Here is a 14,026-nt window from a genome sequence, read left to right on the forward strand (position 1 = left end):
GGATGGAATGATTTGCAGGTCTTTTGACCCGTCAAACAAATTTAAACGAGCACATTGGCTCCGCTCATATAGACATAGACTTCCTGAAATTTACCGTCCCGGACTCTCCAAAAATTGGTGTTGTTGAGCAATGTTACCCCGCCATCGGCGTCGGTCAGTTCCGCAACAAAGCTGGCTGTGATCCGGCCATTGGCTTCATCGACGGTACAGGTAAAATCGCGGTGGACGATGATTTTATAACTATCGAAAAAATCTTCGAACATCCGCCGGATTTCCGCCTTGCCGCTATGGCGGGTAAAGGCAGTCTGGACACAGAAGAGCGCGCCGTCGTGGAAACAGTCGAGTGCCGCCTGCATATTCTTCGCATCGACATTGCCGAAATAGGTCCTGGTCGCCAGTTCGATGAGCGCGTCGCGGGAGAGGCCGGGTTCATATTGCATCAGGCGTCTCCCTCCTTCAGCAGATTGTCGCCGCTCATATAGACGGTGACGTCCTGGAACAGCCGGTCCTTGCAATAGAAGCGATTGCAATTTTCATAGCGCAGCTGCTCGCCGCCATTGGGGGTGATCAGCACCGTGAACTGCGAGCAGATCGCATTTGTTGCCGGGTCCGCCGTGTGGACAAAATTGCCATGCCAGATCTGCTCGAAATCGGCGAACAGCTTTTCGAACATCGCCCTGATCGCATCGCGACCATTATGGGTGGTGTCCGAGGTAGCCTCATGCAGCACCGCGTCGGGCGCGAAACAGTTGAGTATCTGTGTCATATTCTTGTTATCGAAGCCGTCAAAATAGCGCTTGGTCACGATGTCGATATAGAAAGGATAGGGCAGCGGCTCCTGGCCTGCCATGCCGGGGGTCCAGTCAGCCATTAATAGCATCCCTTTCTGATATCATCGTCCTTCGGTACTTCGGGAGCGGGAAACGCCTTCTTGCTGTGACTCAGGCCAAGCTCGATCAGCGTTTCGAGAAATTTATAGGCGACTTGTCCCGGGTTGAGCACCGGGATCGGCAGGTTCTCATCCAGATATTGGGCAGACTGGTGCATGGTGGTCGAACCGAGCACGATGACATCCGCACCATCCTCTTCCATTGCCAGTATCGCTTCTTCCCTGAGCTTGTCGAAAATCACCTCTTCCTTGCCGGCGAGCAATTCGGTGACATCGGGCCGGGTCTCGATCGAGCGCAGCGAGGCGACCCGTTCCCACCAGCCATATTCGGTGATCGTCTTTTCGTAGAGCGGGAACCATTCCGGCCACATCGTCAGCACGGTGAATTTCTTGCCCAGCATCATCGCCGCGGCAAAGGCCGCTTCGCCGGGACCGACCACCGGGATATCGAGGCGCGAACGGAGTGCGCGCAGGCCGCTGTCACTGACCGTGTCGATCAGGACGCCCGCATAGCCTTCTTCCTCGGCCTTGATGCCAGCCTGAAAGACGGTCCAGTCCATTAACAAAGTGTCATGATAGCTATCACCCAGGGCAGCGCCCCAGGGGACAGCGACAAATTCGGGCTGAAAGCCATCTCTGATGAAATCAGCGGGCAATTGCTCTGCGCGGGCGGCCACTCCGGCCTCATCCATCGGGATGGGGACAATGACCTTTATCCGCTTCATAGCAATTTCGGTTCTGGCATAGTGAAGCAAAACCTCCCTGCTGATGTTCTATTGTATACAATTGCTGTCCGTCAAGTGGAAACTGCCCCTCGGTGTAAGACTTGCTCAACGCTGTTTATTCCGCCAATAGCCAGTCCATGAGCCGCGCTTCCGACACCGCCTATGAAAAAATCCGCAGTTTCATTCTATACGGTGAGGCGCATCCGGGTATGCAATTGACCGAGGAACGTCTCTCCGAGATTTCCGGCGTGTCGCGAACCCCGGTGCGCGATGCGGTCCAGCGGCTGGAAAATGAAATGCTGCTGGTGCGCAGCCCTTCCAAGCGGCTTTCCGTCGCCGACTGGTCGGATGATGAAATCGACGAGATGTTCACCTTGCGGGCGATGCTCGAATCCCATGCCGCCGAACGGGCAGCACAACGGATGGATGCCGACAGTCTGAGCCGGTTGCGTGCGATCAACGATATACTGACGAAGGCGGTGAATCAGCCAGCGCCCGACATCACGACGTTCCTCGATGCCAACCGCCAGTTTCACGATCTGATACTGGCATGCGCACAATCACCAAGATTGAGCAAATTGCTCCCGGCTCTGGTCGAACAGCCAGTGGTCCGCCGCACCGCCAATCAATATTCGCTGGATGACCTGATACAATCGGGCACAGATCATGATGAACTGATCGCCGCGTTCGCCGCGAAGGATCAAAAATGGGCCCGTGCGGTGATGACCAGCCATATCCGCCGGGCGTTCCACAGCTTCAGCGGAGCGACGAGAAGACCTGCGAAAGATTGACCGTCAGATAATGCCGCGTTCCTGCAGATCGGCCATGGTCGCGCTGTCCATGCCGAGCATTTCGCCATAAATCATTTCATTATGCGCGCCGAGTTCCGGGCCGACGCTGTCGATATGGCCCGGCGTTTTGGAAAGCTTGGGTGCGACATTCTGCATCACGAAATTTTCATGCTGCGGATGGTCCACCTTGACCAGCGCTTCCCGCGCCTTGAAATGGGGATCCTCGAGCATTTCCGGCGCGCGATAGACATTGCCAGCAGGCACGCCATGTTGCTCGCACATATCCAGCAGCTCCTTGCTGGATATCGTCCTGGTCCATTCCATGATCAGATCGTCCAGTTCGGTCTGGTTTTCGCCGCGGGCGATATGAGTCGCATATCGCGGATCCTCGCCAAGCTCAGGCCGGCCCATCATCGCCGCCATCCGCTTCCACACACTGTCCTGATTGCCGCCGATCAATATGCTGCCGTCGCTGGTCGGATAGACGTTGGAGGGGGCGATTTTCGGCAGAATCGAGCCGGTGCGCTCGCGGATATGCCCGGCGACCGTATACTCCGCCACCGTCGATTCCATATTGGCCAGCACCGCTTCGTAGATCGCCGAATCGACCACCTGGCCCTCGCCGGTCTTGTGCCGATGCTGCAGCGCCATCAGCGCGCCGAGACAGGCATAGGTCGCCGCCAGAGAATCACCGATCGACAGGCCGGCCCGGCTCGGCGGGCGGTCGGGCTCGCCCATGATGTAGCGCATGCCGCCCATTGCCTCGCCAATGCCACCATAGCCGGCGCGGTGCGAATAGGGCCCGGTCTGGCCATAGCCGGACACGCGGATCATGATCAGCCCCTTGTTGATCGCGCTGAGTGTCTCGTAATCCAGACCCCATTTTTCCATGGTTCCGGCGCGAAAATTCTCCAGCAGAAAGTCTGATTTCTCGGCCAGCTTCTTGACAATCGCCTGACCTTCTTTTTCGCGCAAATTGAGGGTTATGGACTTTTTGTTGCGCCCGACAACGGAAAACCAGAGCGGGATCCCCTGCCCCCAGCTCCGCATCGCATCACCCACTTTGGGCGGTTCGATTTTGATCACTTCGGCGCCATGATCACCCATCAACTGGCCGCAAAACGGCCCCGCAATCAACTGGCCCATTTCGATCAGCCGCAAACCTGTCAACGCCCCTTGCGTCATAAAAAACACTCCCGCATCATCCTTTCTCCTATACAAAGCCCTGTCAGGATTGTATACAATTTATATGAGCACTATCAGTCGCACAGCGGTTACAATATTGGAAGTTGGTCCACGGGACGGGCTGCAGAATGAAGCCGAGATCATTTCAACGGCGGACAAGCTGGGTCTGATCAATCGTATGCTGGACGCAGGGGCAAAGCGGATGGAAGTGGCCAGCTTTGTCCATCCCGAACGCGTTCCGCAAATGGCCGATGCAGAAGCGGTTATCGCCGGCCTGCCCGACCGCGACGATGTTTCCTATATCGGCCTGTGCCTGAACAAGCGCGGCGTCTTGCGCGGCCTCGCCACGCGGGAAGGCAACAAGCGCGGGATCGACGAAGCCGGCTGTGTGATCGTGGCGAGCGATACGTTCGGCCAGAAGAATCAGGGCCAGACCATAAAGCAGGGCATAAAGGAAAATCGCGAGATGATCCGTTTTGCCAAGGCCGAGGGACTGAAAGCACAGCTCACCATTTCTGCGGCTTTTGGCTGCCCGTTCGAAGGCGCGGTCAAGCCGGAGACCGTACTCCATATTGCCGAGGAAATTGCGGCAGAAGAGCCGATGGAAATCACCCTCGCCGACACGATCGGTATCGGCGTGCCAGCTCAGGTGACCGACCTGTTCGGACGGCTCAGGGAATTGCTCCCCGACCATATCGGCATGCGCGCCCATTTCCATGACACCCGCAACACCGGCATCGCCAACGCCTGGGCCGCGATTCAGGCTGGCGTGCAGACGCTGGATTCCAGCCTCGGCGGTCTGGGTGGCTGCCCGTTTGCGCCCAATGCCACGGGCAATATTGCAACAGAAGACCTGATCAACCTGCTCGACCGCTCCGGCATCGAACATGGTCTGGATCTGCGGAAAGCCATAGCCACCAACCAGTGGTTCGAAACCAAAATCGGTCGGCCGTTGCCGTCTCTGGTCGCGAGAGCCGAAGCCTGAATGACAGATATATAAGAGAGAGATTGAAATATGGGGTATCGATTAGGTGTCGACGTCGGCGGAACTTTTACCGATCTGCTGCTGATTGACGAAACCACCGGACAGACATTCCGGGACAAAGTGCCATCGACCCCGGCAGATCCTTCGCAAGCGGTTATCAATGGTGCTCGCGGCCTGTGCGAGCGCCAGAATATTGCCCCCGGCGAGATTGACCTGTTCCTGCACGGCACCACGGTCGCCACCAACGCCGTGCTGGAAAAGAAAATCGCCAAGGTCGGCCTGGTCGTCACCGAAGGCTATCGTCATGTCATGCAGATTGCCCGCAGTCTGGTGCCGGGGGGCCTCGCCGCCTGGATCATCTGGCCCAAGCCGGAGCCGATGGCGGCGCTTGAGCGGACAATCGAAGCGCCGGAACGGATGGATGCCAAGGGTCAGACCGTCCGCGAGCTGGATGAACCGGAAATGCGCGCCCGGCTGGAACGATTGAAAGCGACCGAGGAAATCGAAGCGCTGACCATCTGCCTGATGAACAGCTATGTCGACGGCAGCCATGAAAAGGCAGTCTCCGCGATCTGCGCCGAAGTCTTCCCCGATATCCCCATTTCCATCTCGTCCGACATTTTGCCCGAGATGCAGGAATATGAACGCGCTCTCACCACCGTTGCCAATAGCGCGGTCCGCCCGGCGGTGGCGCGCTATGTCGGCAATCTGGAAAAGGAACTGAAGACCTGGGGCACCAAGGCGAAGCTCAATCTGCTGCGCTCCGATGGCGGACTGATGTCGGCCGAAAAAAGCGCCGAGGCTCCGGTCAATCTGCTGATGTCGGGACCGGCCGGCGGTGTCGCCGGCGCGGTCTGGGTGGCAAAAAGCGCGGGCGTGAAGAATATTCTCACTCTCGACATGGGCGGCACGTCGACCGATGTGGCGCTGATCGAAAATGGCGCGGCCCGGCTGCAACGAGAAACCTCGGTCGGTGACCTGAATGTCCGCGCCTCGTCGATCGACGTCAAGACCGTCGGCGCAGGCGGCGGATCAATCGCCTTTGTTCCCGAACTGACCAAGGCGCTCCGCGTCGGACCGGAAAGCGCAGGCGCTCAGCCCGGACCCGTTGCCTATGGCAAGGGCGGCGAGCAGCCGACCGTGACCGACGCCAATGTCGTGCTCGGCTATCTGCCCGAATCCCTGCTCGGCGGCAGCTTCAAGCTCGACCGCGATGGCGCGACCAAAGCGGTCCAGACGATTGCCGATGCGCTTGGCATCGACCTGATGGACGCAGCGGCGGGCATCATCGACATTGTGAACGAAAATATGTTTGGCGCGCTGCGGCTGGTTTCCGTCCAGCAAGGCTATGATCCGCGCGACTTTGCCCTGATGGGCTTTGGCGGTGCCGGACCGCTGCACGCCAATGCGATGGGCAAGCTGATGAACAGCTGGCCGGTGATCATCCCGCCTTCACCCGGTGTGCTCTGCGCCTATGGCGATGCGACCACCCGGCAGCGCGTCGAAACCCAGCGCAGTTTCAACGAGATGGTGCAAAACACCAATGACGATGAACTGACCGTCTATCTCGACAGCCTTGGCGCGCAAGTACAACAGGAGCTCGAGGCCGAGGGTGTCGCGCCCGAAGATATTGAGCTGCTCTACGAGATTGATATCCGCTACGCCGGTCAGGCCTTTGAAATTCCGCTGTCGGTGGAACCGGCAGGCCTTTCCATCAAAAATCTGGTCGTGCGATTTGATACCGAGCACGAACGATTGTTCACCTTCAATCTCGACGAGACGCCGCACGAGATCGTCAATGTCCGCGCGGTTGCGCTCGGCAAGTCCGCCGATGTCGCGCCACCGGTAATCGAAACGGGGGCCACCGATCCATCGGCTGCGAAAACCCGCGATCACCAGCTCTATATGGATGGCAAGACGCAGAACGCCGTGATCTATGACCGGGCGCTGCTCAAGGCCGGCAATCGCATCCCGGGTCCTGCCATCGTCACCGAAATGGATAGCACCACGCTCGTCCACAGCGGCTGCGAGGCGCTGGTCGACGACCATGGCAATCTGATCATCAACCCGGTGGAAGGAGCCTGATATGCCCGCACAGATTATCGAAACCAACAAGGCTCCGTTCAACAAGGTCGAGGTCGACCCGGTCACCCTCGACATCATGGAAAATGCCCTGCGCAACGCCCGGATCGAGATGGATGCCACCCTGGTCCGCACCGCCATGTCGCCCGGCATCCGGGAACAGGGCGACGCCTTTCCGCTGATCGCCGATCGCGCCGGCAAGATGGTTGTCGGCCAGTTCGGCAGCTTCATCGACGGCTTCCTGCGCTCCTATCCCGGCACGATCGAGGAAGGCGACATGATCTTCCTCAGCGATCCGTACAGCTGCGACGGCGCGGTCAGCCACAATAATGACTGGCTGGTTTTGCTGCCGGTCTATCGTGGCGGCAGGCTGGTCGCCTGGACCGCCATGTTTGGCCACCAGTCCGACATTGGCGGCAAGGTCGCCGGCTCGATCCCGATCGACAGCAAGAGCGTGTTCGAGGAAGGCGTCCGCATTCCGCCGGTGAAAATCTACCAGAAGGGCGTCTATAACGAGGAGATGGTCAAGGTCGTCCTGCACCAGAGCCGCAAGCCGGACTGGTGCGCTGCCGATCTCAACGCGCTGATCGCTTCCTGCCGGGTTGCCGCCCGCCGGGTCGATGAAATGTGCGGCCGCTTTGGCGAGGATGAATTTGCCAGCGCCACCGATCTGCTGCTGGCGCGCAACCATCGCGCGATGAAACATCTGATCGAGACCAGCATCGGCGAGGAACCGGTGAGTTTCTCCGACTATATCTGCGACGACGGCGTCGGCTTCGGGCCGTACAAGATCAGCTGCAAGATGTGGCGCGAGGACGGCAAGGTGATCCTCGATTTCGAAGGCACCGACCCGCAGGCACCGAGCTCGATCAATTTCTTCCTCAACGAGAATATGTTCAAGATGTTCTTCGGCATCTACATGATCATGGTCTTCGACCCGCAGATATTGTTCAACGACGGCTTTTATGATCTGGTCGATGTCCGGATTCCGGAAGGCTCGCTGCTCAAGCCGAAATATCCGGCAGCGCTCGCCGGACGGACCCATGCGCTGGGCCGGATTTTCGATATCTTGGGCGGCCTGCTCGGCCAGCGTCAGCCGGAATTCCTCAATGGTGCCGGTTTCTCGTCCAGCCCGCATCTGATGTATTCCGGTTTCGACAAGTCCGGCGAATGGTTCCAATTGTTCCAGATCGGCTTTGGCGGGATTCCTGGCCGGCCCTTTGGCGATGGCCCGGATGGCCACTCGCTGTGGCCCGGCTTCACCAATGTGCCGAACGAGTTTCTCGAGAAATATTTCCCGCTGCGAATCGAGCGCTATGAAGCCAAGCCGGACAGCGGCGGCGCCGGACTGTTCCGCGGCGGCAATGGCATCCACATGACCTACCGGTTCCTTGAACCGGGAACAGTGGCGATTCACGATGACCGCTGGTTCACCTATCCCTGGGGCGTCAATGGCGGCCAGCCCGGCGACCGCGCCACCAAGATATTGGAGCGCGCCGACGGAACGAAAGAGGTTGTCGGCAACAAGCAGGACGGCATCGAGGTGCGCGAAGGCGATCTGCTTCACTTCATCACCTGGGGCGGCGGCGGCTGGGGCAACCCGCTGGAACGCGATCCCGAACTGGTGGCGCTGGAAATCCGCCAGGGACTGGTCACCGTGGAAGGCGCCCGCGATTATGGCGTGGTCATTGCCGATGATGGCAGTGTAGATGGTCCGGCAACCGAAAGCCTGCGCGCCGAAATGGCAAAGAATATCGTCGAGACTGACGGACCGTTCAACTTTGGTCCCGATATCGAAACGCTGCGCGCCAATTGTCTGGCGGAAACCGGCCTGCCGGCGCCGGTACAGCCGGGAACCGTAGCTGCCTAGCATCTTGCCGCTATCCAAAGTGCGGTTTGTCGCACCTTATCCAAGCCCCTAGACTGGCCTCCAATCCGGTCACGGGAGAGGTGCGATAGTCGATAGCGAGACAGATGTTCTGATCATCGGAGCCGGAGCAGCGGGCCTCACCGCTGCGTTGGCCGCACGCGAATCTGGCGCCTCGGTCCGGCTGATCGAGAAACAGGACCGGCTTGGCGGAACCGCCGCAATTTCCGGCGGCGTGGTTTGGCTCCCTGACCATGACCAGATGGCGGCGCAGGGCATCAGCGACAGCAGCGCCGAGGCGCTGGCCTATTTCCTCTCCCTCAACCATGGCGAATTGGACGAAGCGGTGCTCTCGGCCTTCGTCACCGAAGCCGGCCCCATGCTCTCCTTCCTGACCGGCATCGATGCGATCAAACTGACCATGATGCCGGACTATCCGGACTATTATGAGGACCGCCCCGGTGCGAAAAGGGGTGGCCGGTCGCTCGACAACGAGCTGTTCGATTATCGCTCGCTCGGGCAATGGAAAGACCGCGTGTTCGATCATGGCCCGGCACCCCGGATGATGCTGCGCGAAACGCCGCTGGGTGGCGGCAGCGGCGTGGTCAAGCCGGAAGAATTGCAGCGGCGCAACGCCGGAGATTTGCGCGGCTGGGGACAGGCGCTGGTCGGACGGCTGCTCAAGGCCTGTCTGGATCGCGGCATCGAACCGGTTCTCGGTTGTGGCGGTTACCGGCTCTGCGTCGAAAATGGCCGGGTGACCGGCGCGATTGTCGAACGCGACGGCAAGCAGGACACGATCACGGCGCGAAACGCGGTGATACTGGCCACCGGAGGATTCGAATGGAACGATGCTTTGAAACACGCCTTTCTGCGCGGGCCACTAGAAGCACCGGCCTCGCCGCCGACCAATCGCGGCGACGGCCTGAAAATGGCGATGGCGGCGGGAGCGGGTCTGGGCAATATGACCAGCGCCTGGTGGGTGCCGACCCTCGCGCTTCCCGAAGCGCAATGGCGGAGCGGCGAGACCCGCAACATGCCGGTGCTGATCGAGCGCACCCTGCCGCACGGCATGATGGTCAACCGCGAGGGCAAGAGATTCTGCAACGAAGCGGCCAATTATTCGGCGCTGGCCGGGGCCTTCCACCAGTTCGATCCGGCGACTTATGATTATCCCAATCTGCCCGCCTATCTGATCTTCGATTCGCAATTTCGGGAGCGCTATCCATTGGCCTCATTCTTGCCCGGCACGCCGCTGCCCGAGTGGGTGGTCCGAGCCGATTCATTCGAAGAACTGGCCGCACAGATCGGGATCGATGCGACAAACCTGCCCGCTACCGTCGAGCGGTTCAATCGACTGGCAGAGCGATTGGACGATCAGGATTTCGGTCGCGGCAAGACCGGCTATGACCGCTTCTATGGTGACCGTTCGCGGGACGGCGCAGCGGCAACTCTCGGATCGCTGACCAAGGGGCCTTTCTACGCTGTAGAAATCCGGATGGGCGCGCTCGGCACCAACGGCGGCGCGAAAACCAATGCGCAGGCACAGATAGTGGACGTCGATGGCGAACCGATCAGCGGACTGTTCGGTGCCGGCAATGTGATCAGCGCGCCCACCGGCAGCGTGTACGCCGGCGCGGGCGGCACATTGGGGCCAGCCCTGACATTCGGCTATATCGCCGGCCGCGCGGCGGCCAGACTGGTCAACCGATGACCGCAAAGATCAAGGGAAAGACATGATGAGCATATTGGACCAATTCAAACTGGACGGCGAAGTCGCGGTCGTCACCGGCGCCGGCAAGGGAATCGGGCGGGCGATCGCGCTCGGCCTCGCCGAAGCGGGCGCTGATGTTGCCGTCGCCGCGCGCTCCGCCGATGATCTGGAAAAGGTCGCCGGAGAGATACGCGCCTTGGGTCGCCGCGCCATTGCGGTGCCGACCGATGTGACCAGCCGCGCCGCGCTGGAGAATCTCGCCAACCGGGCGGTCGAGAAACTGGGCCGGCTGACGATCTGGGTCAGCAATGCCGGCGGATTGCCCGATGGCACGCCCCGCTATCTGACCCGCACCCCGGAAGAAAGCTGGGACGCGCAGATCGAGCTCAATCTGAAAAGCGTCTGGATGGGGGCCGTTGCCGCCGCCAGTCATATGAGCGACAATGGCGGCGCAATTATCAATATTTCCTCGCGCGCCGCCATCGGCGGGCAGGTAAAGAACGCCCCTTATGGCGCATCCAAGGCGGCGGTGAACAGCCTGACCGCCAGCCTGTCGCTCGAGCTGGCGCCCAAAATTCGCGTCAATGCAGTGGCGCCCGGCCCAATCCCGACAGAGAATTTCGACGAGTCGATGGGTATCGATTCGGAAGAAAAGCGCGCACAGATACTCAAGCAGATGCAGATCCCGCTGGCCCGTTTCGGCCGGGAAGAGGATATTGCCGCTGCGGTTGTCTATATGGCTTCACCCGCGTCGAGCTGGGTGACTGGCCAGTGTCTCTATGTGACGGGCGGCAAGTGATGCTTCAGGCGCGCTGACGCTTCATCCACAACCAGACGCGCCAATAGTGAAAACCCGCCCAGAGGTTGAACAAAGCCAGCACCATCAGGGCCTGCTGCAGCGCGCTCGCCTCCAGATCGCGGTTGCCGCCAGCGAAATAGTCAGACAGACCACCAACGAAGACCGGACCGATTCCCAGTCCGATCAGACCGGCGATCATCAGATAGATTGCCACAGCCATGGCCCGGGTCCGGTCGCTGGCCAGGGTCTGGACCGCGGCGAAGCTGGGGCCGAAATAGAAAGTCGCGGCAAAGGTCGGAAATCCGAGCAGGGCAATCGCGACATTGGCATTGTCGGCATAGATGGCGGCGATCATCCCGGGGGCGGCGAGCAGCAGAACCAGTCCGCTGACCAGCAACGGCATGGCCGGATCGCGCTTGCCGATGATATCACCGACCTTGCCGCCAAACCAGGCGCCGAAGCTGCCGGTTATTCCGACCATCACGCCCAGTTTCCAACCGAGCTCGCCATAGTTCATGCCGTGCACCCGGACGAACAGCCCGCCATAGAAACTGGCGAGGCCGTAGGAGACAAATTGTACCAGCACTCCGGCTGCGACCAGATGCCAGTAGCCCGGTTTGCGCGACAATTCGAGCAAGGCCTTGCGCAGGGTCATCTCGCCGTCCGCCGGCTGAAAAGCTTTTGCCAGGCTGATCTTGCCGCGCGGATCGGGCACGGTGAACCAGATTACCAGAGCGATGATGATACCCGGCAAGCCTGCCAGCAGAAACGCTGCCCGCCAGCTGAACATTTCGGTGATATAGCCGCCTCCGGCATAAGCGATAAAGGCGCCCACCGGCACTGCCGTACCCATAATCCCCAGAGCTCCGGCCCGGCGTTCGGGCGGGAACAGGTCGGCGATCAGGCTGTGCGAAGCCGGTGCCGAGCCTGCTTCGCCAATGCCCACACCGACGCGCGCCAGAAACAGCTGCACGAAATTGCCCGCCAGCCCGCATAGCACCGTCATCAGCGACCAGACGGCGATGGCGATGGCGATAATCCGGCTGCGGTTCCAGCGATCCGCAAGGGCCGCCAGCGGAATCGCCAGCGTCGTATAGAAGATCGCAAAGGACAGGCCGGTCATCAGGCCAAGCTGCGTATCGGAAAGTCCCAGATCGCGCTTGATCGGTTCGGCGACAATCGAGATCACCTGCCGGTCGAGGAAATTGAGCATGGTGACGATGAACAGGACCGCAAGCGCATAATTTGCACGTCGCCGCGAAGCAGATGCATTATCTGCCGAAATCTCGATACCCTCGTTGGGGCGGATGTCCTCTGCCATGGTCAAGCTATGACAGGATTATTTTGCGCCCGGCACCCTTTGTTTAGCTAGGGCCGGTTGGTCCGCCTGTCAGAGAGATTGCCCGTCGTCGATGATGATATCCGACCCCGTGACCATCCGCGAAGCGTCGGAGGAGAAATAGAGCATCATCGGGTCGAGCGATTCGATATCCTGCAGGCGGCGGCGGTGGAAACCGGCGATTTGCGCTTCGCCCCCGGCGGTCTGGTACCAGTCGCCCTGGATCTCGGTCGGGATATAGCCGGGATGGATGGTGTTCACATTGACCCCCATCCGCACCCATTCGCGCGCCAGATTGCGGCCGAGATGGGTCACGCCCGCCTTGCTCGCAGCATAGGCACTGTCGCCCTCGCCGGTCAGCCGCGACGTGATCGATCCGATGATCACGACCCGGCCGTTTTCCTTTTCCCGGCTGCCGCTGGCAATGAGCCTTTTGGCCCCTTCGCGCGCGACCAGATAGACGCCCTTGAAATTGGTATCGAGCAGCATCTGCAACCGGTCCGCCGGCACTTCGGTCGATCGCCCGGTCGCAGCGACACCGGCATTGGCGACAATCGTATCGACCGTGCCGAATTGCGTTTCCGCCGCATCATAGGCAGCGATGATCGATGCCTCGTCGGTGACGTCCAGCGGAACCGCCAGCGCCTGACCGCCCTCGGCGATGATTTCCTTCGCAAGCGTGTCGGTCCGGTCGGTGCGCCGGGCACCCAGGACGACATTGGCACCCGCCGCTGCAAACAGCTTGGCAAAACGCGCGCCAAAGCCCGATGAGGCACCGGCGATCAGCGCGGTGCGGCCTTCAAGCGAAAAGGGGATATCCATTATGTCAGTGCTCCGGCTAGATTGCGAGACAGGCTCTAGACGATCAGCAAATGCTCGGCCAATAGTCAATTGCATAGGAGAAGATAATGTTAGACACGTCCATCGACTTTACCGGCCAAACCGTTTGTATAATCGGCGGTTCAAGCGGCATCGGCAATGCCACTGCGCAGGGCTTTCGCGGCTGCGGCGCCGAGGTTCATGTCACCGGCACCCGCGCGAGCGAAAGCGATTATGATGCTGCCGAGGGATCCGATCTGGCAGGCCTGACCTATCACCAGCTAGATGCTGCCGATGATGCCGCGATCATCGCGCTCCGAAAGAAATTTGAGAAACTGGACATTCTCATCTGTTCGCAGGGCATGGTGATGTACAAGCGCGCCGAATTTGAACCGGAAAATTTTGCCAAGGTCGTCCAGGTCAATCTCAACAGCCTGATGACCTGCGCCGGGCAATTTTACGATTTGCTGAAAGAGGCAAAGGGTTCGCTGATCATCATCAGCTCGACTGCAGCCTTCCACGCCACCGTCGGCAATCCGGGCTATAATGCCTCCAAGGCGGGCGCAGCGGGATTGACCCGCACTTTGGGCAAGGCGTGGGCTCCCGACGGTATCAGGGTCAACGGCATCGCGCCCGGCCTGATCGCAACCAAGATGACCAAGGTCACTACCGACAATCCCAAGCGCCGGGAAGCCACTGTCCGGTCGATACCGCTCGGCCGGATCGGTGATCCGGATGATATGGCCGGACTGGTCCTGTTCCTGGCATCACCACTGGCCGGCTATGTCGTGGGGCAAACCATCATCGCGGATGGCGGGTTGCTGCTTTGAG

Annotated in this window: 13 protein-coding genes; 7 read left to right on the forward strand and 6 right to left on the reverse strand. The window is 60.2% G+C overall.

Annotated features, from left to right (window positions below):
* Positions 1–41: 41 nt before the first annotated feature.
* From AZE99_RS15645 to AZE99_RS15655, 3 genes are read right to left on the reverse strand one after another with little or no spacing between them, the layout of a single operon-like run.
* The gene (locus tag AZE99_RS15645) at positions 42–440 is read right to left on the reverse strand and encodes a nuclear transport factor 2 family protein (RefSeq protein WP_067203049.1); all 399 of its coding nucleotides are present in this window, start codon (positions 438–440) and stop codon (positions 42–44) included.
* On the reverse strand, positions 440–871 hold the full coding sequence (locus tag AZE99_RS15650; RefSeq protein WP_067203050.1) for a nuclear transport factor 2 family protein: 432 nt from the start codon (positions 869–871) through the stop codon (positions 440–442). The genes AZE99_RS15645 and AZE99_RS15650 overlap by 1 nt, the downstream gene beginning before the upstream one ends.
* Positions 871–1,614: an aspartate/glutamate racemase family protein gene (locus AZE99_RS15655; protein ID WP_067203052.1), complete on the reverse strand. Its 744-nt coding sequence runs from the start codon at positions 1,612–1,614 to the stop codon at positions 871–873. The genes AZE99_RS15650 and AZE99_RS15655 overlap by 1 nt, the downstream gene beginning before the upstream one ends.
* Positions 1,615–1,751: 137 nt before the next feature.
* On the opposite strand from AZE99_RS15655, the gene AZE99_RS15660 reads away from it, so the two are divergent.
* Positions 1,752–2,405: a GntR family transcriptional regulator gene (locus AZE99_RS15660; protein ID WP_067203054.1), complete on the forward strand. Its 654-nt coding sequence runs from the start codon at positions 1,752–1,754 to the stop codon at positions 2,403–2,405.
* 3 nt (positions 2,406–2,408) lie between these two features.
* On the opposite strand, the gene AZE99_RS15665 is transcribed toward AZE99_RS15660, so the two are convergent.
* Positions 2,409–3,590: a CaiB/BaiF CoA transferase family protein gene (locus AZE99_RS15665; RefSeq protein WP_067203056.1), complete on the reverse strand. Its 1,182-nt coding sequence runs from the start codon at positions 3,588–3,590 to the stop codon at positions 2,409–2,411.
* A gap of 64 nt (positions 3,591–3,654) precedes the next feature.
* On the opposite strand from AZE99_RS15665, the gene AZE99_RS15670 reads away from it, so the two are divergent.
* The 5 genes from AZE99_RS15670 to AZE99_RS15690 all read left to right on the forward strand — a co-directional run bounded on the left by AZE99_RS15670 (position 3,655) and on the right by AZE99_RS15690 (position 11,037).
* A complete protein-coding gene (locus AZE99_RS15670) occupies positions 3,655–4,575 on the forward strand; it encodes a hydroxymethylglutaryl-CoA lyase (RefSeq protein ID WP_067203057.1) in 921 nt (306 codons plus the stop codon).
* 30 nt (positions 4,576–4,605) lie between these two features.
* Positions 4,606–6,660, forward strand: coding sequence for a hydantoinase/oxoprolinase family protein (locus tag AZE99_RS15675; RefSeq protein ID WP_067203059.1), 2,055 nt, complete (start codon positions 4,606–4,608; stop codon positions 6,658–6,660).
* A gap of 1 nt (position 6,661) precedes the next feature.
* Positions 6,662–8,527 carry a hydantoinase B/oxoprolinase family protein gene (locus AZE99_RS15680; RefSeq protein WP_067203061.1) on the forward strand — a complete coding sequence of 622 codons (1,866 nt, stop codon included), beginning with the start codon at positions 6,662–6,664 and terminating at the stop codon, positions 8,525–8,527.
* A gap of 109 nt (positions 8,528–8,636) precedes the next feature.
* The gene (locus tag AZE99_RS15685; RefSeq protein WP_443027822.1) at positions 8,637–10,238 is read left to right on the forward strand and encodes an FAD-dependent oxidoreductase; all 1,602 of its coding nucleotides are present in this window, start codon (positions 8,637–8,639) and stop codon (positions 10,236–10,238) included.
* 22 nt (positions 10,239–10,260) lie between these two features.
* The gene (locus AZE99_RS15690) at positions 10,261–11,037 is read left to right on the forward strand and encodes an SDR family NAD(P)-dependent oxidoreductase (protein WP_197460216.1); all 777 of its coding nucleotides are present in this window, start codon (positions 10,261–10,263) and stop codon (positions 11,035–11,037) included.
* A 4-nt stretch (positions 11,038–11,041) separates the two neighbouring features.
* On the opposite strand, the gene AZE99_RS15695 is transcribed toward AZE99_RS15690, so the two are convergent.
* Complete coding sequence (locus AZE99_RS15695) at positions 11,042–12,358, reverse strand: spinster family MFS transporter (RefSeq protein WP_067203067.1); 1,317 nt, start codon at positions 12,356–12,358, stop codon at positions 11,042–11,044.
* A gap of 69 nt (positions 12,359–12,427) precedes the next feature.
* The gene (locus AZE99_RS15700; RefSeq protein WP_067203068.1) at positions 12,428–13,198 is read right to left on the reverse strand and encodes an SDR family NAD(P)-dependent oxidoreductase; all 771 of its coding nucleotides are present in this window, start codon (positions 13,196–13,198) and stop codon (positions 12,428–12,430) included.
* 86 nt (positions 13,199–13,284) lie between these two features.
* Here AZE99_RS15700 and AZE99_RS15705 point away from each other — a divergent pair, with 86 nt between their 5' ends.
* On the forward strand, positions 13,285–14,025 hold the full coding sequence (locus AZE99_RS15705) for an SDR family NAD(P)-dependent oxidoreductase (protein ID WP_067203070.1): 741 nt from the start codon (positions 13,285–13,287) through the stop codon (positions 14,023–14,025).
* Position 14,026 lies beyond the last annotated feature (1 nt).

The sequence above is a fragment of the Sphingorhabdus sp. M41 genome, assembly GCF_001586275.1.
GTDB lineage: Bacteria > Pseudomonadota > Alphaproteobacteria > Sphingomonadales > Sphingomonadaceae > Parasphingorhabdus.